The sequence below is a fragment of the Mesorhizobium sp. L-8-10 genome (assembly GCF_016756635.1).
Taxonomy (GTDB): Bacteria; Pseudomonadota; Alphaproteobacteria; order Rhizobiales; family Rhizobiaceae.
In genome coordinates, this window is the sequence record NZ_AP023263.1 from 371598 (window position 1) to 393952 (window position 22355).

Sequence of the window (22355 nt, forward strand, 5' to 3'; positions counted from 1 at the left end):
ACCGGAAAAACTTGGAAAAACGGGTCCGAACGCCTATATTCTGAAGGTCATGGGACGCGCGATTCGGACGGGATTCGACGCGTCCTTTTCACGGGATCAAATCGAAAGCACTTCATGAGCGATCAGTCCGAGAATCTTCCCGGCGCGAATGCCGAGTACGGCGCAGATTCCATCAAGGTTTTGAAGGGTTTGGATGCCGTCCGCAAGCGGCCGGGCATGTATATCGGCGACACCGACGACGGCTCGGGCCTGCACCACATGGTCTATGAGGTGGTCGACAACGCCATCGACGAGGCGCTGGCCGGCCATGCGACGCTTGTCACGGTGACGCTCAACCCCGACGGCTCCTGCACGGTGACCGACAACGGCCGCGGCATTCCGACCGACCTGCACCCCACGGAAGGCGTGTCGGCGGCCGAAGTGATCATGACCCAGTTGCATGCCGGCGGGAAGTTCGACCAGAACTCCTACAAGGTGTCCGGCGGCCTGCACGGCGTCGGCGTCTCGGTGGTCAACGCGCTGTCGGTCTGGCTGAAGCTCAAGATCCGCCGCAAGGGCCGCATCCATGAGATGAGCTTCACCCATGGCGATGCCGACGCACCGCTGAGGGAAACCGGCGACGCCGGCGACGAGACCGGCACGGAAGTCTCCTTCCTGCCCTCTTCAGATACCTTCACCATGGTCGAGTTCGACTACAGCACGCTGGAGCACAGGCTGCGCGAGCTTGCCTTCCTCAATTCCGGCGTGCGGATCGTGCTGACAGACAAGCGCCACGCCGACGTGAAGACGCAGGAACTGCTCTATGACGGCGGGCTGGTGGAGTTCGTCAAATATCTCGACAGGGCTAGGAAGCATTTGATCGAGCCGATCGCGATCCGCGCCGAGCGCGACGGCGTCACCGTCGAGGTGGCGATGTGGTGGAACGATTCCTACCACGAGAACGTGCTCTGCTTCACCAACAACATCCCGCAGCGCGACGGCGGCACCCACCTCGCGGGGTTCCGTGGCGCGCTCACGCGCCAGGTGACGGGTTATGCCGAAACCTCGGGGATGACCAAGAAGGAAAAGGTCGCCCTCATCGGCGACGACTGCCGCGAAGGCCTGACGGCCGTGCTTTCGGTGAAGGTCCCCGATCCGAAGTTCTCGTCGCAGACCAAGGACAAGCTGGTCTCGTCGGAAGTTCGTCCGGTCGTGGAGAGCCTCGTCAACGAGGCGCTCGGCACCTGGCTCGAGGAGCATCCCTCCGAGGGCAAGGTGGTGGTGGAGAAGGTGATCCAGGCAGCGGCCGCCCGCGAAGCCGCGCGCAAGGCGCGCGACATCTCGCGCAAGAGCGTGCTCAATGTCAGTTCGCTGCCCGGCAAGCTCGCCGACTGCCAGGAGCGCGATCCGGCCAAGTCGGAGCTCTTCATCGTCGAGGGCGACTCGGCCGGCGGCTCGGCCAAGAGCGGACGCTCGCGCCAGAACCAGGCGATCCTGCCGCTGCGCGGCAAGATCCTGAATGTGGAGCGGGTGCGCTTCGACCGCATGTTGTCGTCGGACATGATCGGCACGATGATCACCGCGCTCGGCACCGGCATCGGCAAGGATGAAGGCGGCTTCAACGCCGACAAGCTGCGCTATCACAAGATCATCATCATGACCGACGCCGACGTCGACGGCGCCCATATCCGCACGCTGCTCTTGACCTTCTTCTTCCGGCAGATGCCGGAACTGATCGAACGCGGCCATCTCTTCATCGCCCAGCCCCCGCTCTACAAGGTGACCAAGGGCAAAAGCGCGCAGTATCTGAAGGACGAGACCGCCTTCGAGGACTTCCTGATCGAAACCGGCCTCGACGAGGCGACATTGTCGCTGTCATCAGGCGAGATCCGTGCCGGCCAGGACCTGCGCGCCGCCGTCCAGGACGCTCTCGGCGTGCGAAGCCTGATCAACGGCATCCATTCGCGCTACAATCGCGCGGTGGTCGAGCAGGCGGCAATCGCCGGCGGGCTCAACCCCGACATCGCCGGAGACCCGGCGCACGCCGCGGTCATGGCCGAGACGATCGCGCGCCGCCTCGACGAGATCGCCGAAGACACCGAGCGTGGCTGGCAGGGCCGCACCAACCCTTCCAACGAGGGACCCGGCGGCTACATCTTCGAGCGCACGGTGCGCGGCGTGAAGGAAGCCGCCGTGCTCGACATGGCGCTGCTCAATTCGGCCGATGCGCGCGCTCTCGACCGCTATGCGGCCCGTCTCGGCGAGGTCTATGCGGCACCGCCCGTGCTGCGCCGCAAGGATGTGTCGGAACGGCTTTCCGGCCCGCTGGCCCTGCTCGACGCCGTCTTCAGCAGCGGCCGCAAGGGCCTCACCATGCAGCGCTACAAGGGTCTCGGGGAGATGAACGCCGAGCAGCTCTGGGAGACGACGCTCGACCCGAATGTCCGCTCCCTGCTGCAGGTGAAGGTGACCGACGCGACCGATGCGGACTCGCTCTTCGCCCGCCTCATGGGCGACGAGGTGGAGCCGCGTCGCGATTTCATCCAGGAGAACGCGCTGAGCGTGGCCAATCTCGACGTATAGCTGCCTGACTTTCGACGATCGCGTATTGTCCGGCATTGGAACGCGGAAAGTTACCTCACGTGGTCATTTCCCTCGGAGGGATTGAGATCTATTTTCGCCGCCGGCCAGATCCTTTGAAAATCATCTCTCAGGGAGGCAATGGCCCGGGCAGCCACGTCATGGTCCATCTGGAGGGCTTCGGCTGCGTTTCGCAGTTCGTCGCGACTATGTAGCCTATTGACGACCCAGACTGCTTTTCTTTCGATATCCTCCCCGTATGCCGTGACCGCTTTGGCCAAGGCATCTTCGGGAATGGGGCCGTATGCCTCGACCAGTCTGCCGAGGTCGATGGCGTCCCGATAGGCTGTAGAGCGATCCATGCACCTATCCGAATTTGAAAGCAGCTTTTCCGAAAACATGTCGCGGACGAGCAGCGTTGGAACCTGGAGCACGGGATCGATATCGCCATCGACATCGATCCGAGACTCCCGAACGATTTCGAACTTTATGAGCTGCGCGCGATATTCGAGGAACATTCTGATGCCGTACTGATCGGCCCGGATGTCGCGAACGCTCTTTACTTCATTGGGAAACAGGGTGCTCGGACCTTTGCCGATAAGAGCGTTCCTCAAGTCCCGATAGCCGTTGGTATCGGAGCAGATGAAGTCCACGTCCAAGGAGCAACGGTACTCGCCCAGCCTCAGGACAATCGCCGTCCCGCCTCCGAACCAGCACTTGCTGTCCATCAGCATCTGATGGTTCATGCGCCGGAGGGCATCGCCTATGATTTCATGTTCAGGCCTGTTGAACGTCATCCGTCTATTCCTGCATGGCCAGGTCCATACCTGCATGGCCAAGTCCATAGCAGGATGCACGACGGAATGCCGGGTACAAGTAACTAGACCAACCTAAGGCCGTGGCCGTATTTGTCGCAGAGTTCCCTTAGCAGCCGGGTCTCTTCTTCGGTCAGGTGTTCATGATCGACGAAGCGCCAGTTCCGTTCGTACAGCGCGAAAACCTCGTCGTCAGCCATAGGACGACGGGGATCACGGTTCCACGCGAGCTTGGTCAGCTCGGGGAACTCAGCAGGGATGATCTCGACGGTCTGCATTGCCATAACGCGCTTCATATAGTCGAAATCCGCCGAGATCTCAAACAACGCCCACGATTGCCATTTGCGCGCCGGCGACTAGTCTTTACCGGCCAGGGGAGTTGGACATGCTCGGGTCGCAACGTCTGGACGCCCTGCTGGCGCAGCCGGCCAGGGCGCCGGGCGCCGGACAGCTGCAGAAGACGGAGGAAGATTGGAGGAAAACCCCGGCATAGCGGCAAGCGTCACCTTGAAGATCCTGCCGCCACGGGTTCGGCGCGACGCACTGGTCCGGCCGCGGCTTTCGCTCGGCAGGGACGGGCTCTTGGCCGAGCCATCCGTGGTCGTGCATGCGCCGGCCGGTTTTGGCAAGACCTCACTGCTGGCACAGTGGCGCCGCGAACTGCTCGGTATCGGCGCGTCGGTTGCCTGGCTCTGGGCAAGCGAGACTGACAACCCGACGGAACTGCTCCATGGTTTGATCCTGTCCTTTCGCGCCGCCGCGCTGCGGCCAACCTTCGGCCATACGCTGATGGGGGCGACGGACAGCAAAGGCATCGAGCAGTATTCGGAATTGCTAGCCGAAATCACGCAATCGGCGGTGGATGCAGCCTTTATCGTGGACGAGGCCGACCGGCTGCCCGCCGACTCGCGCGAGGCGCTGAGCTATATCCTGCGCAACCTGCCCGGCAACCTGCGGATCTTTCTCGGCATGCGCTCCATGAGCGGATACGAGATCGACGACCTGATCGCCTACGGGCAATGCGCCACGGTGACGACGTCGGCTCTAAGCTTCCAGCTCGACGAGTCGATCGAACTCTTCCGACAGCGGTTCGGCGACGGCTTCGATCCGGACATCGCGGCGCAGATCCATGAACTGACCGCCGGCTGGCCGCTCGGTCTGCAGCTTGCAATCTCCGCGGGTCTCAATGCGCGCTCCGCGGCGTCGCTGGCCAGCGAATTAGCCGGCAGCGCCGGCGATTTCCAGGAGCGTTTCGTTGCCTTGCTTCTCGCCAATCTCGACAGCGAGGACGTCGACTTCCTGACGCGCATCTCCATCCTCGACGACTTCACCCACGATTTCTGCAACGTCGTGACCGGCACGGCGGATGCGCGCCCCCGGCTCGATCGGATCGCCCGCACCACCCCGGTCGTGCAACTGGCCGAGCGCAGCGACTGGATGCGGCTCCATGCCGTTGCGCGGGAAGCGCTGCTTCTGAAATTCGCCGATCTGCCGGCTGCCGAGCGCCATGATCTGCACCGGCGGGCGGCGGAATGGCTGGCGACGAACGGCATGCCTGCCAAGGCGGCAGAGCATCTCCTGGCAATCGGCGAAACCGACCCGGCGCTCGATCTGGCGGAGCGCAGTCTCTACGATTCTCTAATGACGCGCGGACAACTCGGCCAGGTGCGAAACTGGCTGGCGGTGGTGCCGGACGAGGGACTGGACCGGCGCCCGCGCCTCCTGCTCGCGGCGGCCTGGGCGCTGGCCCTGAGCGAGCGCCACGACGAAGCAAGCCGCCTGGTCGACCGGATCATGGCCGGCGCCGGCGATGACGCATCATTGCGCTGCGAATGCGCGCTCATCCTCGGCGGTGCGGCCGCCTATGCCGACGATCCCGACCTGTTTGCGCGCCTGCACGACCCCTGGGCGCTCGATCCGCCACTCTCCGATCCGCTGCTGCTCAAGATCCACGCCAACCGCTTCGCATTCCGCGCGCTGCTCGATGGCGAACCGGCGCTGGCCCGCCTGCGTCAGCAGCGCGCACCCCGGCCGGGCAGCCTGCCGGAAATGAGCTATCTGTCGCGCTGGAACGACTTCATCATCGGCCTCAGCTACCTCTGGGAAGGGCAGGTGCGCCTGGCCGAGAAGATCATCCGCCCGGCCCTGCTGCAATGCGAGGCCGATCTGGGGCGGCGTAATGCCTTCACCTCGATGATGGCGGCGCTGCTTGCCGCTGCCATGTGGGAGCGCGATCAGCCGGAGGAAGCGCGGGTGCTCCTTGCCGACCGCATGGACGTGCTGGAAAAGAGCGGCCTCCCGGAAGCGCTCATGCTCGCCTACCGCACGCTCATCCGCATCGCCTGGTCGCAAGGGGACGAGGACCGGGCGCTGGAGCTGCTAGGCGCGCTCGAGGCGGTGGGCCTGCATCGCCACCTGCCACGCCTGAGGGTGATTAGCCTGGTCGAGCAGGTGCGCCTGCACGCACGGGGCTTTCGCGGCGAGACCTGCCGGAATCTGGCTGCCCGGCTGGACGCTTTTCTGGACACCAACACAGCCCAGCACGGCCCGATGTGGCGGCGCAGCATCGCCATCCAAGTGGAGCTTGCCCATGGCTATGCGGCGGTTGCGGCCCGCGACTGGCGCGCCGCGACCGCTCCTTTCGAACGGGCCAACGAACTTGCCCGATCCTACAAGCAGGAACGCCTCGTGATCGAAACGCTGGGCATGCGGGCGCTGATTTTGGAACGGCTCGGCGAGAACGCGCAGGCGCTCATGCGCGAAGCGCAGGAACTCGCCAGAACCTACGGGTTGCAGCGCGTCTTTGCCGATGCCCACCCAATGCTGGGCGATCTGGCCCGGCGGCTGCTGGCCGGTACCGGCGGGTCCGAGCCGGCGGCCGGCATTCCCCGGACCGCGCCGGAACCACCGGCAGAGCGGAAGACCGCGATGACCACGCACCGAGCCTCGGTGCTGACCCCCAAGGAGTGGGAAGTGCTCGAACTTCTCGCCCGCTCACTCTCGAACAAGGAGATCGGACGAGCCCTCGACATCCACGAGGAAACCGTGAAGTGGCACGTGAAGAACCTGTTCGTGAAGCTCGACGCCGGGTCGCGCAAGCATGTCGTGTCGAGGGCCCGCCTGATGGGCTTTCTCGCCTGACCACCCCCTTCCCCCCCTTCAAGTGGGGGGCATGCGCCGATGCCCCGGGCTATATTGGGATCAGATAGGACCAGCCGGGAGAAATCGGCCGTCCGATCGGTGTCAGGAGGACCGATGAGCCTTGAATCCGAAACCAGGCAGCCCGCTGCCCCCGCGAAGGTATCGCCAACGGCTCTGATATCCGAAATCAAGGTCGAGCCGCTGACCTGCACGATCGGGGCGGAAGTGCTCAACGTGAATCTCGGCGTCGCCTCGCGTGATGCCGGGATGATGCAGGCGATCCGCACGCTGCTGCTCAAGTATCGGGTGCTGTTCTTCCGCGATCAGGACGTAAGCCGCGCCGAGCATGTGGCGTTTGCCCGCCATTTCGGCGAGCTGGAGGATCATCCGGTTGCCGGAAACGATCCCGACCATCCGGGTCTGGTGCGTATCTACAAGACGCCCGACAAGCCAAACGACCGCTACGAGAACGCCTGGCACACGGATGCCACCTGGCGCGAGAAGCCGCCGATGGGTTGCGTCCTGCGCTGCGTCGAATGCCCCGAAGTGGGCGGCGATACGATGTGGGTGAACATGGTCGAGGCCTATGCGCGCCTGCCCGAGACGGTGAAGGCGCAGATCGAGGGCCTGCGGGCCCGCCATAGCATCGAGGCGACCTTCGGCGCCACCATGCCGATCAAGAAGCGTCTAGCGTTGAAGGCGCAGTATCCCGATGCCGAGCATCCGGTGGTGCGCATCCATCCGGAAACCGGCGAGAAGGTGCTGTTCGTCAACGCCTTCACCACGCATTTCACCAACTACCACACGCCTGAGAACGTTCGTTTCGGGCTGGACTATGCTCCGGGGGCCGCGCAACTGCTGCATTATTTGATCAGCCAGGCCTTCGTGCCCGAGTTCCAGGTGCGCTGGCGGTGGAAGCCGAACAGCTTCGCCTTCTGGGACAACCGGTCGACGCAGCATTACGCGGTGATGGACTATCCGCCGTGCCACCGGAAGATGGAGCGTGCCGGCATCATCGGCGACTTGCCGTTCTGAATTCCTGCCGGGCCATTCCGCTGTTCTGAATTGGTACAGGGCCCGACCCAAACATCGTCAATCGAAACTGGAAAGGATTCGCCATGAATTTCCTCGATGGCTCGCTGTTCCCCGAAAACCAGGAACCGCTCGTGATCACGGCCGCGCCTTACGGGCCCGAATGGGAACCGGAGGATTTCCCGCAAGACATCCCGATCTCGATGGACGAGCACGTCCAGAAGGCAGTCGACTGCTACAACGCGGGCGCCACCGTGCTGCACCTGCATGTGCGCGAGGAAAACGGCAAGGGCTCCAAGCGCCTGTCGAAGTTCAACGAACTGCTCGAGCGGCTGCGTGAAGCGGTGCCGGACATGATCCTGCAGGTCGGCGGGTCGATCTCCTTCTCACCCGAGGGAGAAGGCGCCGAAGCCAAGTGGCTCTCGGACGACACCCGGCACATGCTGGCCGAGCTGACGCCGACCCCCGACCAGGTGACGATCGCGATCAACACCAATCAGATGAACATCGTCGAGCAAATGACGGATGCCGACATCGCCGGCACCTCGATCGCCGAGCCGGACCTCTACCGTGCATATCGCGAGATGACGATCCCCGCGGGTCCGGAATGGGTCGAGGAACACATCCGCCGGCTGTCGGAAAAGGGCATCCAGACCCACTTCCAGCTCGCCAACATCTGTCAGCTCGAGACCGTCGAGCGGATGATGCGCCGCGGCACCTGCAACGTCCCGCTGATCTTGACCTGGGTTGCGCTGGGCGGCGGTTTCGATGCGCCGAACATCTACAACCTCGCGAATTTCGTCCGTGCCGTGCCGGATGGGGCCGTGCTGACGCTCGAATCCTCGATGCTGAACGTGCTGCCGCTCAACATGATGGCAATCGCCATGGGCCTGCATGTCCGCTGCGGTATCGAGGACAATATCTGGACCCAGGACCGTTCGCGCAAGATGGGCTCGGTCGAGCAGATTGAGCAGCTGGTGCGGATCTCCCGCGATTTCGGCCGTCCCATCGCCGACGCCAAACAGGCGCGCCGCATCTACCGGATCGGCGAGTTCTACTCCTCCACCGACGAGACGCTGGCCAGGAATGGCTTTTCGCCGAACCGGAAGTCCGGGCAGCGCGGTTTCCTGATGCAGGCTGCCGAGTAGTCTAAGATGGCCGAGGCGACCGTGTTGATCGTGCCGGGGCTGCGTGGCCATGTCCCCGAACACTGGCAGACACTGCTGGCGCAGCGGTTGCCTCGCGTCAGGGCCGTCGAGCCGATGGGCCGGACCGACCTCGATTGCGGCGCGCGTTGCGCCGCAATCGAGCGGGAGGCGCAGTCCATCGACGGTCCGGTGATCGTCGTCGCCCACAGCGGCGGCGTGATCATGGTCGCGCATTGGGCTCGACACACGCGTCGCCAGGTGCGCGGCGCCCTGCTGGCGACCCCGCCCGATTTCGAGACGCCGATGCCCGAGGGTTATCCAACAATGGCGGAACTCGACGCAAGCGGCTGGCTGCCGGTACCGCGCGATCCCTTGCCCTTCCCGAGCGTCGTCGCGGCAAGCCGGAACGACCCGCTGGGGAAATTCACGCGCATCGAGGCAATGGCGCTCCGCTGGGGCAGCGAATTCGCCGATCTCGGCGCGGTCGGACATCTCAACCCCGCATCAGGCTTCGGCGACTGGCCGGAGGCCGAGCGGTTGATCGGCCTCCTGGACACAGAGCTGGCCACGGATACATCCATTACAACGGCGAGGAACCGCTGATGGCTCGAGCAATCCGCTTCTACGAAACCGGGGGACCGGAAGTCCTGAAGCTCGAAAACGTCGAGGTCGGCGAGCCCGGTCCGGGAGAAGCCCGGGTCCGGCACTCGTACATCGCGGTCAACTTCATCGACATCTATTTCCGAACCGGACGCTATCCCCTTGAACTGCCGAACGGGCTTGGTTCGGATGCGGTGGGCGTGGTGGAGGCGGTTGGCCCCGGTGTCGAAGACATCCGCCCCGGCGACCGGGTCGGCTATCTCCTCGGGCCGCAGGGTGCCTATTCGGAAGTCCGGGTGATGCCGGCCGACGTACTCATCCCGCTGCCCGACGGAATTTCCGACAGCACCGCCGCCACCCTCGTCATGAAGGGCATGACGGTGCAGTACCTGTTCCGGCAGGTCTACCCGCTGCATGGAGGCGAGACGATCCTCTACCACGCCGCGGCCGGCGGCGTGGGCGTGCTCGCCTGCCAGTGGGCGCGGGCCCTGGGTGTCGAGATGATCGGCACTGTCTCGACCGACGAGAAGGCCGAGATTGCCCGCAAGAACGGCTGTGCGCATGTCATCGTCACCTCGCGCGAAGACATTGCCGCACGGGTGCGCGAGATCACCGGCGGCAAGGGCGTGCCTGTCGTATACGACTCGGTCGGGAAGGACACGCTGATGGCCTCGCTCGACAGCCTGCGGCCGCGCGGGACGCTGGTCAGCAACGGCACCTCCTCGGGTCCCGTCGTGGTGGATTCGACCCTGCTCGCCGTAAAGGGTTCGATCTGGATGACCCGGCCGGCGATGGTCCACTACGCGACGCCGCGCGCGCATATGCTCGACATGGCCAAGGAGCTGTTCGACATGGTGCTTGCGGGAAAGATCGTCAGCGCCCCCAGCCAGACCTACGCGCTCGAAGACGCTGCCGAGGCGCATGTCGCGCTCGAGGGCCGCAAGACCACGGGCGCGACCGTGATCGTGCCCTGATCGATCACTGTCCCGACCCACAGAAGGACCTCCCATGCTCGGCCAGATGATGCACCGACCGCTACTGATTTCGTCCCTGCTAACCCATGCCGAACGCCACCACGGGGAGCAGGAAGTCGTGTCGCGCCGGGTCGAAGGCGACACGCACCGCTACACCTACCGCGACATGGCAGCCCGCGCCCGGCAAATGGCCGACGCGCTTGCCGCCCGCGGGCTCGGCTTCGGGGACCGGGTGGCGACACTGGCCTGGAACGGCTACCGGCATATGGAGCTCTATTACGCGGTGTCCGGCTCGGGCGCGGTCCTGCACACGATCAACCCGCGCCTGCATCCCGACCAGGTGGCCTGGATCGCCAATCATGCCGAGGATCAGATCCTGTTCTTCGACCTGACGTTTCTGCCGATCATCGAGCAGATCGCCCGGCAGGCACTCACGGTCCGCGCCTTCGTCGCCATGACCGACCGCGAGAACATGCCCAACGCGCCGCACATCCCGAAGCTTCTTTGCTACGAGGACCTGATCGCGGAAGGCAGTGACGCCTTCGACTGGCCGGAGTTCGACGAGAATACCGCCGCCGCCCTCTGCTACACCTCGGGCACCACGGGCAATCCCAAGGGCGTCCTCTACAGCCACCGCTCGTCGATCCTGCATTCCTATGCCGCGGCGCTGCCCGATGCGATGAACTGCTCGGCGTGCGACACCATCCTGCCGGTGGTGCCGATGTTCCATGTGAATGCCTGGGGTCTGCCCTATGTGGCCTGCATGGTCGGCGCAAAGCTGGTGTTCCCGGGTCCCTGGCTCGACGGGAAGTCGCTGCACGAGCTGCTGGAAGCCGAGCGCGTCACGCTTTCGGCCGGGGTGCCGACCGTATGGCAGGGCCTGTTGGCGCATGTCGAGGCCACCGGCAGCCGGTTCTCGTCCATGTCGCGCACGGTCATCGGCGGCTCGGCCTGTGCGCCTGCGATGATCAAGGCGTTCCAGGACCGCTACGGGGTCAGCGTGCTGCATGCCTGGGGCATGACGGAGATGAGCCCGCTCGGCACCGTCTGCGCCCTGAAACCCGTGCACAAGGAACTCCATGACACGGCGCGACTGGCGCTTCAGGCCAAGCAAGGGCGCGTGGTCTTCGGCATCGACATGAAAATCGTGGACGAAGACGGGCAGGCTCTTCCGCATGACGGCAAATCCTCGGGTGAACTGATGGTGCGGGGCCCGTGGATCACCTCGGGCTATTTCAAGGGCGAGGGCGGCGACGTATTGGTCGACGGGTGGTTCCCCACCGGGGACATCTCGACCATCGATGCCGACGGCTTCATGCAGATCACCGATCGCAACAAGGACGTGATCAAGTCGGGCGGCGAGTGGATCGGCTCCATCGAACTCGAGAACATCGCCATGAGCCATCCGGACATCGAACTGGCCGCCTGCGTTGCCGCCCGTCATCCGAAATGGGATGAGCGGCCCCTGCTGATCGTCGTCAAGAAAACCGGGGCCGAGCTAACCGAGGCCGAACTGCTCGACCATTTCCGCGGCAAGGTCGCCCGCTGGTGGACGCCGGACGGCGTCATCTTCGTGGACAAGATTCCGCTGGGCGCCACCGGCAAGGTGCAGAAGAACAAATTGCGCGAGGCCTTCGGAAATCACCTGATTTCGCACAAGGCTGGCTGAGGAGGGGGATGCCCCCCTGTCGAGTGGGGGGACGCAAGCCGGACGGAAGCGTAGATTTCGCCTGTCGGACAAGTCCGCACCCGTCCGGTCCCAACCGGCCAACAAGAGGAGGAGGCCCCATGGAAAGGATCCTTTGCGGACTCGGCGGCAGGTCGATGCCGCTCTGCGCGCGCATCGCCCGGATTGCCGCGATACGCGAGGAACGGCCCAGCGGGTGCCCTCTGGCCTGTTCCGCCGGCGCTCTCATCTGCGCGGAGGGCAGCACGAAAACACCACTTTGCCCCTGTTTGCGCGCCAGAGGCATTACCGACCTCGGCTCAGGCTCGCAGCCTGACCCGTACGCTGTCCGCAAGGAAGCAAGCTAGCGCGACATGATCTGATGTTTGCACCGCTGGGGCGAAACGCCCAGCTATCCTACAGGAGGAATCCGATGAAGAAACTGAGCCTGGCGGCCAGCCTTGCCGCTGCACTTTGCGTGGCACAGGCGGCCGATGCGGTCGAATTGCGCCTTGGCATGGCGGCGCCTGCCGCAACACCTTGGGGAAAGGTCACCGAGAAATTCGCGGCAACGGTTGCCGAACTCTCCGGCGGCGAGGTCACCATAAGCATCTACTACAACAACGAGCTCGGCGACGAACAGACGATGGCGCGACAGCTGCCGCGCGGTCGTCTCGACATGGCGCTTCTGTCCAACGTCGCCGCCTCGCTGCTGGTCCCGGAATACGGGCTGCTGCTGTCGCCCTATGCCTTCGACAGCCTCGCGGAGGTCGACTGCGTGACCGACGCCCACCTGTCCAGCACGTTCGACGCTGCGTTCCAGTCGGCGGGCGCTGTCCTGCTTTCGAGCATCGAGGTCGGGCAGATGGTGATCATGTCGCAAAAGCCGTTTCGCACGCCGGCCGACATGGTAGGCGAAAAGGTCCGCACCTCGCCGACGCCGACCGATACGGACTACATCGACGCCACCGGCGCTGCGGCCGTGCCGCTCGGCACCGTCGATTCCATGCCCGCTCTGAAGACCGGCGCGGTCGTGGCCGTCACCACGCCGATCGTGATGGGCGTGGCAGCAGGCTATGCGGCTGAGGCGCCGCAGATCACGCTGACCGGACATGGCCACCAGCTCGGTGCGCTGCTGGTCTCGAAAAAGACGTGGGATGCGCTTGGCGACAAGGAACGCGCCGCGATCACCGAAGCTGCCCTGACGATGGACGAACTGCGGCCCGCCGTCCGCGCTGCGGAACAGGCGCTGCTGGAGAAAGCCAAGACGGCGGGCGCCATCGTCCACACGCCGACCTCGGACGAGAAAGCCGCCTGGAAGAGCTTCGCCGCACAAGCCCAGGAGCAGATCCTCTCCGACCTCGGCGACAACGCCCCGCAGGTCTGGGCCGACCTGCTCTCGGCCAAACAGGCATGCGCCAAGTAAGCCGATGCGTATCTTTCTTTCGCTTCTGGAAAGGATCGAGGGCCTCGTGGCCACGGTGGCATATGTCATCGTGGCGGTCCTCCTGATCGGCGACATCGTCGCGCGCGAGATCCTCGGAATTCCCTTGCTCGGCACGCAGGCGATTGCAGTCCTTGCGGCCATCGTCGCGGGGTTCGTGGGGCTGTCGCTGGCGACGGCGGCCGGTTCGCATCTGCGCCCGGAGGCCTTCGACAAGGTGTTGCCCAGACGGTTCGACAGCTATCTGGAGCGCGCCTCCGACCTGGTCGCGGCCGCCTTCTACGTCGCCATCGCCTGCTTCGCGATCCTATTCGTCACCGAATCGAGAGCGGCGGGAGACCGCATCGCCGTGCTGTTCTTTCCGCTCTGGCCGGTGCAGCTGGTCATGCCCATCGCCTTTTTGTCCTGCGCCATCCGGCACTTCTTCTTCGCGATCGATCCGAAGCTCAAGAGCCGGTCACAGCCTGGGCAGCAATTCGCGGAGGGCTGACGGATGGCCGCGATCGGACTCCTGCTGCTCGCTCTCCTGCTGCTCGTGCTGCGCCAGAACATCGTGGTGCTGCTGCTCGCCATCGCCGGCTATGTGCATCTGGTGTGGGGCGACGGTCGCCTCGAATATCTCGTCGAGGATATGTGGATCAGCCTCGGCAGCGAGGTTCTGTTGTCGATCCCGATGTTCCTGATCGCGGGAAACATCATGACCCGCGGATCGATCGCGAAGCGGCTGATCCGGATCACGACGCTGCTGACCGATCCGCTCCCCGGCGGGCTCGGCATCGCGACGATCCTGTCCTGCGCGCTCTTCGCGGCGATCAGCGGCTCCTCGCCGGTGACGCTGCTTGCGGTCGGGTCGGTCCTCTATCCGGCCCTGCTCGCTCAGGGCTACGACAAGAAATTCGCGCTCGGCGCCATCACCTCGGCCGGAACGCTCGGGATCATCATCCCGCCATCGATCCCGCTGATCATCTACGGGCTCGTGACCGAGCAATCCATCGCCGACCTCTTCATCGCCGGCATCGTCCCCGGCCTCGTGTTGACGGCGATGCTCGCGATCTATTCCTACTGGGTGAACAGGGCCCGCCCCTCGAAATCCTTCGACGGGGCCGCGTTCCTTTCGGCGCTGAGGGAGGGCATCTGGTCGCTGATGCTGCCGGTGGTGCTGCTTGGCGGCATCTATTCCGGTTACTTCTCGCCAACCGAGGCCGCCGCGGTGGCGCTGGCATACGGGCTGTTGGTCGAGTTCTTCATTCACCGGGAGCTGACCTTCGCGGATTTCCGGGCGACGACCCTCGACACGGCGAGGATGCTGGGCATGCTGTTCCCGATCATCGCCGTGGCGCTCAGCCTCAAGTCGATCCTGACGATCATGCGCGTACCCCATGAGCTCGCGCTCTGGATGACCGATGTCACCACGAGCAAGGTGGCTTTCCTGATCGCGGTGAACCTGCTGCTTCTGGTCGTCGGCTGCTTCTTCGACGTGATCTCGGCGATCCTCATCCTGGGGCCACTGCTGCTGCCCCCGGCAGTTGCGTTTGGCATCAACCCGATCCAGTTCGGAGTCATGATGGTGATCAACCTCGAGATCGGCTTCCTGACGCCGCCCATCGGGCTGAACCTGTTTGTTGCGATGACGGCGTTTCGCGAGAAATTCCAGCTGATCTGCGTCTCGGTCCTGCCATTCGCCGCTGTGATACTCGCGGTTCTGATGCTTGTTGCCTTCGTACCCGAGCTTTCGACCATGCTGCTGCGATAGCGACGGGGCCGCGCAGAACAGTCTTTTTGCAGTCCGTCTCAGCCCGGAAGCTCCTCGTTGTGCCGGGCTTTGATATCAACCCGACTGGACGTGTCCAGCATCCAGTCGGGCGGCGAGTTGCCGCCCGGATTGAAATAGACATTGGTGTAGCCGAGCACGCCCGGCGGTGTCAGTTTCGGATGCGAGTCATGACGATGGCGGAAACGGGCGCCGGTCCCTCGACGTCTCTCATGATGAGCGTCCAATTCCCGTCGGGGCCGGCCACGACCGAGCCCATGTCGATCGGCGCGCCGTCGGCACCTATGAGCGTGACCGTCACTGTCGAGCTGGTCGGCGACCTTCCGGTGAAGATCGGCGAGAGATAGAGCAGTTCCTCGACTTCCTCGTCCTCGTCCTCTTCGTCTTCGTCCTTGCCGAGCACCCGCCTGATCTCGATCGGATCCGGCGCCGCATTCAGGATATCGCGATCCGTGGCGCTTGCGATCAGGCGATAGTTGGACCTTGGGGCAACGCGGCCGCGTGTTCCCAGGTGCGACCCGGAGGCCGCTACCCTCGCGAATCTTGACTGTTGCATGCACGCGAAGAAAAAATATCGTTACATTCGCCAAGTATATTTGATGAAGATCAATGCCCTGCGATCAACCGTAGGGAGTTTACAGTCCCTTGGCGCCTTGTCAGTCCGCCGGTGCCTTGTCGCGGAGATGCAAATGCTTGCTGAAGCTGCTTCCTATGGACTCGACGCCTGGCAGCGTTCCATCCTCTTCCTCGATGTGATGCGGCGCAGGGCCGTCCAGTATGACGAGCATGCGTCGGAAGCCGTGCCCCATGTGCTCGACTTCGATGCCGAACTCGTCTGTGACGGCCGCGAGCTCGCGCGCCCCGTCAACTATCTCCTTGTGCGCATCGTCCCCCCGCAGGGCGTCGAGATCGACAGCCGCAAGCGGCCATTCGTGGTCGTCGATCCAAGGGCTGGGCACGGACCCGGAATCGGCGGCTTCAAGGCCGACAGCGAGATCGGCGTGGCGACGAAGGCCGGCCACCCGTGTTACTTCGTGGGCTTCCTGCCCGATCCCGTCCCGGGCCAGACCATCGAGGACATCGCCCAGGCGGAGGCGCGGTTTCTCGAGATCGTGATCGATCGCCACCCCGGGGCCGAAGGCAAGCCCTGTGTGATCGGCAACTGTCAGGCCGGCTGGGCGATGATGATGGTGAACGCCCTGCGCCCGGAGCTTTTCGGCCCGATCATTGTCGCGGGCTCGCCGCTCTCCTACTGGGCGGGCGTGAAGGGTCAGTACCCGATGCGCTATTCCGGCGGCCTGCTCGGCGGCTCATGGCTCACGGCACTCACCGGGGACCTCGGGCAGGGTGTCTTCGACGGCGCCTGGCTGGTGCAGAACTTCGAGAACCAGAACCCGGCGAACACTTTGTGGACCAAACAGTACAATCTCTACTCGAAGATCGACACGGAGGCCGAACGCTATCTCGGCTTCGAGAAGTGGTGGGGCGGCCACGTCCTGCTGAACGCCGAGGAAATGCAGTGGATCGTCGACGAGCTATTCGTCGGCAACAAGCTCGCCGCCGGCGAGGTCCGCACTTCCGACGGTGTCGCCATCGACCTGCGCAACATCCGCGCGCCGATCGTGGTCTTCTGCTCGAAGGGCGATAACATCACGCCACCGCAGCAAGCGCTCGATTGGATCCTCGATCTCTATGACAGCGTCGATGAGATCCGCGCCCACGGCCAGACGATCGTCTACACCATCCATGACACGATCGGGCACCTCGGCATCTTCGTCTCGGCCGGCGTTGCAAAGAAGGAGCACGACGAGTTCGCCTCCAACATCGACTTCGTCGACGTGCTGCCGCCCGGGCTCTACGAAGCCATTCTCGAACCGAAGGATGCCACGGTCGAAAACGCCGAGCTCGTTACCGGCGAATGGGTGATGCGCTGCGAGCCGCGAACGCTGGACGACATCCGCGCCCTTGGTGGCAACGATCTCGAGGACGAGCGCCGCTTTGCTGCCGCTGCCCGGCTTTCCGAGATCAACCTCGCACTCTATCGCGCCCTCGTGCAGCCATGGGTCAAAGCGACGATGACGCCGCCAGTGGCCGAAGCAATGCGTCGAATGCACCCGCTGCGCCTCCAATACGAGCTTTACGGCCCGCGCAATCCTTTCATGGCATGGGTGGAAACCGCGGCTGGCCGGGTCCGCGAGGAGCGGAGCCCGGTCGCTGGCGACAATCCGTTCCTCAAGCTCCAGCAGCAGGCTTCTGAGCAAATCGTCGAAGGCCTCGATGCCTGGCGCAAGACTGCCGAGCGGCTGTCGGAGGAGACTTTTCGTGCCCTCTACGGAGCGCCGGCCCTGCAAGCCGCGCTCGGGATCGACACCGGGTCGCAGCCCCCGCCGCGCAAGGCAGCGAAGAGCCTGCTCCACAATGCCCTGGTCGAACGGCGGATCGCGGAACTCAGGGCGGCCATAACCCAGGGCGGGCTGCGGGAAGCACTGCTGCGCTCAATGGTCTATGTCGGCATGGCCCGCGGCAGGGTCGACGAGCGCAGCTTCGAGGCGATCCGCCGGATCCGCGAAAAGGCCCCCCGCGCCGCTGAAGTGACCCTCGCCGAATTCAAGGCGCTGCTGCGCGAGCAGTTCTTCATGGTGCTGATCGACGAGGATGCCGCACTCGCAGCGCTTCCAGGTCTTTTGCCTGAAGGCCGCGACGAGCGCCGCGACGCGCTCGATCTGCTTACCAATGTGCTGACGGCATCCGGGCCGCTGACCGACGCTGCAGCGGAGCGGATGAAGCGGATCACCGAGCTTTTCGCCATCGGAACAAGCAAGGGGCGGAGCTCGAAGATCGAACGTGTCGAATCCGAGACGAGCGGTGCTTCGACCAGTGAATCCGCGGCGCAGGGTTCGCAGCCGAACGTTTCGCATTGAACAAGGAATTCGGGGATGAAGCGCCATGCCGGCGATGGCCCCGATCGGAAACAAAGAGATGGACCGGCACCCTCGGGATGGCCCGATGCCAAGCTCAGTCCCGTCTGTCTCGTCGAAGCGTTGCGAAGGACGGCCTTCGCAGGAGTGAGGAACAGTCATGTCGGAAGTCCCGCAGGAACCGTCAAGGGTCTCTTCCAAGTACGACCGGCTGATCGCCGCCGCACAGGTGGAGGAGCCAGCCCGAACGATCGTAGCCCATCCCTGCGACGAGACTTCGCTGCAAGGGGCGCTTCAGGCCGCCGCCGCCCGGCTGATCCTGCCGGTCCTGGTCGGTCCCGAGGCAAAGATCCGGGCCGTTGCGCAGGCGCACCACCTTGACCTTGCCGACTGCGAGATCGTCGACGCACCGCACAGCCACGCTGCCGCAGCCCAGGCCGTCGCTCTTGTCCGCGAGGGCAGGGGCGAACTTCTGATGAAGGGCAGCCTGCACACCGACGAACTGATGCGGGAGGTGACCGCCTCGGCCACCGGGCTCAGGACCGAGCGCCGGATCAGCCATGTCTTCATCATGGACGTGCCCGGCCACGCCGACACGCTCTTCATCACCGACGCCGCGATCAACATCTTCCCCGATCTCGACGCAAAGCGCGACATCATCCAGAACGCCATCGACCTCTTCACCGCGGTCGGCCTGGGCCAGCCGCGGGTGGCGATCCTGTCGGCAGTGGAAACGGTCACGACCAAGATACCTTCGACCATCGAGGCTGCTGCGCTGTGCAAGATGGCCGAGCGCGGCCAGATCACAGGCGGATTCCTCGAGGGCCCGCTCGCCTTCGACAATGCCATCGACCCCGAGGCAGCGCGCATCAAGGAGATCGCCTCGCCGGTGGCTGGCCACGCCCAGATCCTCGTCGTTCCCGACCTCGAGGCGGGTAACATGCTGGCGAAGAACCTCACCTTTCTCGCCCATGCCGACGCCGCCGGTCTCGTGCTCGGCGCCAGGGTGCCGATCGTGCTGACCTCGCGGGCGGACTCGGTGCGCACGCGCCTCGCCTCCTGCGCCGTTGCCTCCCTCTACGCCGCCGCCCGGCGTCGCGTCACCCAAGTGGCGGCATGAACCGATGGACGCGATCCTCGTCATCAACGCCGGCTCCTCGAGCCTGAAGTTTCAGATCTTCGGCCTTGTCGATGGCGCACCGGTCCGCCAGGTGCGCGGCCAGGTCGAGGGCATCGGCACCCGACCCCGCCTGGGCGCCGCTGCCGCCGACGGCACCGCGCTTGTCGAACAGGGCTACGCGCCTGAGGAGATCCGCGACCTGCCCGCCGCGCTCGCCACGACCAGGCACTGGCTCGGCACCCTGGACGGCTTCGAACTGCGTGCCATCGGGCACCGCGTCGTCCACGGCGGCCCGGACTTCTCCGGTCCTGTCCTGATCGACGCGGCCGTGCTCGACCGGCTCGCCTATCTCCAGGATCTCGCGCCGCTGCACCAGCCGAACAATCTCGCACCGATCCGGCTCGCCATGGAGATCAACCCGGACGTGCCGCAGGTCGCCTGCTTCGACACGGCTTTTCACCGCGGCCACGCCATGCATTCCGACTGCTACGCACTGCCGCGAGCCCTCTACGAAGAAGGCGTGCGCCGCTACGGCTTCCACGGCCTCTCCTACGAATACATCTCCGAACGGATGCGCGAGATAGCGCCTGCCGCCGGCCGGGTCATCGTCGCCCATCTCGGCAGCGGTGCCTCGATGTGCGCGCTCCAAGATGGCCGCAGCATCGAGAGCACCATGGGCTTCACCGCCCTCGACGGCCTGCCGATGGGCACGCGGCCAGGCCAGCTCGACCCCGGCATCGTGCTCTATCTGATCGACCAGCGCGGCATGAGCGTGAAGGAAGTCACCGACTTGCTCTACAAGGAGTCCGGCCTCAAGGGCCTCTCGGGCATCTCCAACGACATGCGCGACCTGCTGGCGAGCGACGACCCGCATGCCGGCCTGGCGCTCGACCACTTCGTCCACCGCTGCGGGCTGAGCGCCGGCATGCTCGCCGCCGCGCTCGGTGGCCTCGACGCTTTCGTCTTCACCGCCGGCGTCGGAGAGAACTCGGCCGCCATCCGCGCCCGCATCGCCGAACGCCTGGCCTGGCTCGGCGCCAAGGTCGACGCAGCCGCCAACGATACCGGTGCCACTTGCATCTCAACGCCAGCGAGCCGCGTCGGGCTATATGTCATCCCAACCGACGAGGAACTGATGATCGCCCGGCACACGCTCGCCTTCATTGCCGCCCCGACCTGAATCGCCGGAGATCGTCATGTCGCATGAGACCGCCATATCCATCCCCACCGCCAAGGCCGGCAAGATCCTCGAGGGCCGCAAGGGCCTGATCGTCGGCATTGCCAACGACCGCTCGATTGCCTGGGGCTGCGCCCGTGCCTTCCGCGCATTCGGTGCAGAGATCGCCGTCACCTATCTCAACGACAAGGCGAAGCCGCACGTCGCGCCGCTTGCCGAGGCCCTCGATGCCCCGATCTTCATGCCGCTGGATGTGAGCGTGCCCGGCCAGATCGAGGCGGTCTTCGACCGCATTTCCGAGACCTGGGGCGAGCTTGACTTCTTGGTGCACTCGATCGCTTTCTCGCCCAGGGACACGCTTCAGGGCCGGGTCACCGACGTCCCGCGCGACGGCTTCCTGACGACCATGGACGTCTCCTGCTGGTCCTTCATCCGCATGGGTCACCTCGCCGAACCGCTGATGAAGAATGGCGGCACGCTCTTCGCCATGACCTACTACGGCTCGCAGATGGTGGTGGAGAACTACAACATTATGGGTGTCGCCAAGGCTGCGCTCGAGGCCGCCGTCCGCTACATGGCCGCCGAGCTTGGACCCAAGGGAATCAGGGTACACGCGATCTCTCCCGGTCCGCTCGCCACGCGCGCCGCCTCGGGAATCCCCGACTTCGACGAGCTCCTCGCCAAGGCAAAGTCCAAGGCCCCTTCGCGCGAGCTCGTCGACATAGACGATGTCGGCGCCGCAACCGCCTTCCTCGCCCACGACGCCGCGCGCCTCATCACCGGCCAGGTGCTCTATGTCGACGGAGGATACCACATCATGGACTGACACGGTCTGTCCGGTGACGGTGGCGCCTCGTCACCGAGTGCCGTCTGCGACGGCCCCATCATGTGAAGTCATGCGCCGATTGCGCCCGAGGTCGGGTCTTCCCCATCGGGCTGTCGTGGGTTTGCTCCTATTTCTTCGGAAACAGGAACGTAACCGCGGCGCGCGCTCCGAAGCCATCCGGCCCGCCCTCGGGAGTTTCGGCCCAGTATCGGACGCCGGCCTGCAGGCTGACCGGCTGGTGTCCGAACTTCACCAGCTTGCTGATCATGAAGTTGACCGGCACTGACCAGGCCTCGTTGGTCCAGTCGTAGGTGGATTCCGTGTTGAGCGCGAAGGTCCAGGCATCCGCCGTGGTATAGCTGACGAAAGGCTGCAGGAATGTGGAATTCACGTCCGGTCGCGCTTCCGGTCCGGCGAATGACCAGATGTGGTTGGCCAGCATACCGTAGGTCCATGGTCCCGTTTGCTTCAGGACCACGCCGGTCGGTCCAGCGCCCCATTTGTCGCCGCCCAGCAGCGGGTCGGTGCCTGTCGGAATCAGGAACGCCGGTCCGGCACCCCAGATGATGCCGCCGGGCCCCGGTGCCTTGGGCGAGAAGAACAGGCTCTGCACCGTGTCGCCGAGCCCCGACTGGGTGCCGGACGGGCCGGCGATGTCGTCCTGCCAGATGACCGGCAGGATCGTGCGCGAGATGATGTTCCAATCCTCGTTGAGCGAGATCGGGATGACCGGCTGGATGTTCAGCGTCACCTTGTCGCCGTCATTCGGCCCGAAGCCGGAATCGTAGTTGAACTGAAACGGCACGCTGATCAGCGAGGCGACAGGGTTCGACAACTGCTTGGCGAGGTCCGCTTCCTGGGCCCTGGCGGATGTGCCGGCAGCTATGACCGTCAGCGACGCCAAGAGACCAAGGATAACTCTACCCGACTTCATCGCGCTTCTCTGTTTCTTTGCGGGCAACGGTGCCATGGATCGAAGCGCCGAGCAATTGCCCGGGCGATGCCGACCCTGCTTGCCGAATTGATAGCGCAGGCAGGATGGTGTGATAGTTGGACCTTGGTGCAACGCAGCTTCGGCATTAAGCAATGGTTCGAACGCCGAGAGGGCCCGATAGCCTCCCCAGGCTTCTTTCGTGTGTCCCGGAAACGGTCATGACCGTGTCA

General features: G+C 64.6%; 18 protein-coding genes. 14 read left to right on the forward strand and 4 right to left on the reverse strand.

The features are described from left to right. Nucleotides 1-114: 114 nt before the first annotated feature. Nucleotides 115-2562 carry a DNA topoisomerase (ATP-hydrolyzing) subunit B gene (gyrB, locus tag JN280_RS01660; protein WP_202309814.1) on the forward strand — a complete coding sequence of 816 codons (2448 nt, stop codon included), beginning with the start codon at nucleotides 115-117 and terminating at the stop codon, nucleotides 2560-2562. Between the two features lie 50 nt (nucleotides 2563-2612). On the opposite strand, the gene JN280_RS01665 is transcribed toward gyrB, so the two are convergent. Together JN280_RS01665 and JN280_RS01670 are read right to left on the reverse strand one after the other, a co-directional pair. After that, nucleotides 2613-3356 (reverse strand): nucleotidyl transferase AbiEii/AbiGii toxin family protein, encoded by a 744-nt coding sequence (locus tag JN280_RS01665; protein ID WP_202309815.1) that lies wholly within the window; start codon nucleotides 3354-3356, stop codon nucleotides 2613-2615. A gap of 83 nt (nucleotides 3357-3439) precedes the next feature. Continuing rightward, on the reverse strand, nucleotides 3440-3658 hold the full coding sequence (locus tag JN280_RS01670; RefSeq protein ID WP_446720807.1) for a hypothetical protein: 219 nt from the start codon (nucleotides 3656-3658) through the stop codon (nucleotides 3440-3442). Between the two features lie 223 nt (nucleotides 3659-3881). Here JN280_RS01670 and JN280_RS01675 point away from each other — a divergent pair, with 223 nt between their 5' ends. The 9 genes from JN280_RS01675 to JN280_RS01715 all read left to right on the forward strand — a co-directional run bounded on the left by JN280_RS01675 (nucleotide 3882) and on the right by JN280_RS01715 (nucleotide 15132). Continuing rightward, nucleotides 3882-6515 (forward strand): LuxR C-terminal-related transcriptional regulator, encoded by a 2634-nt coding sequence (locus JN280_RS01675; RefSeq protein WP_202309816.1) that lies wholly within the window; start codon nucleotides 3882-3884, stop codon nucleotides 6513-6515. A 114-nt stretch (nucleotides 6516-6629) separates the two neighbouring features. Continuing rightward, on the forward strand, nucleotides 6630-7550 hold the full coding sequence (locus JN280_RS01680) for a TauD/TfdA dioxygenase family protein (RefSeq protein ID WP_202309817.1): 921 nt from the start codon (nucleotides 6630-6632) through the stop codon (nucleotides 7548-7550). Nucleotides 7551-7633: 83 nt separating this feature from the next. After that, nucleotides 7634-8695, forward strand: coding sequence for a 3-keto-5-aminohexanoate cleavage protein (locus JN280_RS01685; RefSeq protein ID WP_202309818.1), 1062 nt, complete (start codon nucleotides 7634-7636; stop codon nucleotides 8693-8695). 6 nt (nucleotides 8696-8701) lie between these two features. Next, nucleotides 8702-9298: an RBBP9/YdeN family alpha/beta hydrolase gene (locus JN280_RS01690; RefSeq protein ID WP_202309819.1), complete on the forward strand. Its 597-nt coding sequence runs from the start codon at nucleotides 8702-8704 to the stop codon at nucleotides 9296-9298. Further along, nucleotides 9298-10269: a quinone oxidoreductase family protein gene (locus tag JN280_RS01695; protein WP_202309820.1), complete on the forward strand. Its 972-nt coding sequence runs from the start codon at nucleotides 9298-9300 to the stop codon at nucleotides 10267-10269. The genes JN280_RS01690 and JN280_RS01695 overlap by 1 nt, the downstream gene beginning before the upstream one ends. A 34-nt stretch (nucleotides 10270-10303) precedes the next feature. After that, on the forward strand, nucleotides 10304-11938 hold the full coding sequence (locus tag JN280_RS01700) for a 3-(methylthio)propionyl-CoA ligase (RefSeq protein WP_202309821.1): 1635 nt from the start codon (nucleotides 10304-10306) through the stop codon (nucleotides 11936-11938). Between the two features lie 430 nt (nucleotides 11939-12368). Further along, nucleotides 12369-13361, forward strand: coding sequence for a TRAP transporter substrate-binding protein DctP (dctP, locus tag JN280_RS01705; protein ID WP_202309822.1), 993 nt, complete (start codon nucleotides 12369-12371; stop codon nucleotides 13359-13361). Nucleotides 13362-13365: 4 nt separating this feature from the next. After that, nucleotides 13366-13869, forward strand: coding sequence for a TRAP transporter small permease (locus JN280_RS01710; RefSeq protein WP_202309823.1), 504 nt, complete (start codon nucleotides 13366-13368; stop codon nucleotides 13867-13869). Nucleotides 13870-13872: 3 nt separating this feature from the next. Beyond that, the gene (locus tag JN280_RS01715) at nucleotides 13873-15132 is read left to right on the forward strand and encodes a TRAP transporter large permease (protein WP_202309824.1); all 1260 of its coding nucleotides are present in this window, start codon (nucleotides 13873-13875) and stop codon (nucleotides 15130-15132) included. 169 nt (nucleotides 15133-15301) lie between these two features. Here JN280_RS01715 and JN280_RS01720 read toward each other — a convergent pair whose 3' ends face one another. After that, entirely contained in the window at nucleotides 15302-15706 is a 405-nt protein-coding gene (locus tag JN280_RS01720; RefSeq protein ID WP_202309825.1) for a hypothetical protein, read from the reverse strand. A gap of 133 nt (nucleotides 15707-15839) precedes the next feature. On the opposite strand from JN280_RS01720, the gene JN280_RS01725 reads away from it, so the two are divergent. The 4 genes from JN280_RS01725 to fabI all read left to right on the forward strand — a co-directional run bounded on the left by JN280_RS01725 (nucleotide 15840) and on the right by fabI (nucleotide 21191). Further along, complete coding sequence (locus tag JN280_RS01725) at nucleotides 15840-18071, forward strand: DUF3141 domain-containing protein (protein WP_202309826.1); 2232 nt, start codon at nucleotides 15840-15842, stop codon at nucleotides 18069-18071. Nucleotides 18072-18228: 157 nt separating this feature from the next. Then, nucleotides 18229-19188 carry a phosphate acetyltransferase gene (locus JN280_RS01730; protein ID WP_202309827.1) on the forward strand — a complete coding sequence of 320 codons (960 nt, stop codon included), beginning with the start codon at nucleotides 18229-18231 and terminating at the stop codon, nucleotides 19186-19188. Nucleotides 19189-19192: 4 nt separating this feature from the next. Further along, a complete protein-coding gene (locus JN280_RS01735; RefSeq protein WP_202309828.1) occupies nucleotides 19193-20368 on the forward strand; it encodes an acetate/propionate family kinase in 1176 nt (391 codons plus the stop codon). A gap of 34 nt (nucleotides 20369-20402) precedes the next feature. Continuing rightward, on the forward strand, nucleotides 20403-21191 hold the full coding sequence (gene fabI, locus JN280_RS01740; protein WP_202314447.1) for an enoyl-ACP reductase FabI: 789 nt from the start codon (nucleotides 20403-20405) through the stop codon (nucleotides 21189-21191). 127 nt (nucleotides 21192-21318) lie between these two features. On the opposite strand, the gene JN280_RS01745 is transcribed toward fabI, so the two are convergent. Continuing rightward, a complete protein-coding gene (locus JN280_RS01745; protein ID WP_202309829.1) occupies nucleotides 21319-22125 on the reverse strand; it encodes a transporter in 807 nt (268 codons plus the stop codon). Nucleotides 22126-22355: the final 230 nt, after the last annotated feature.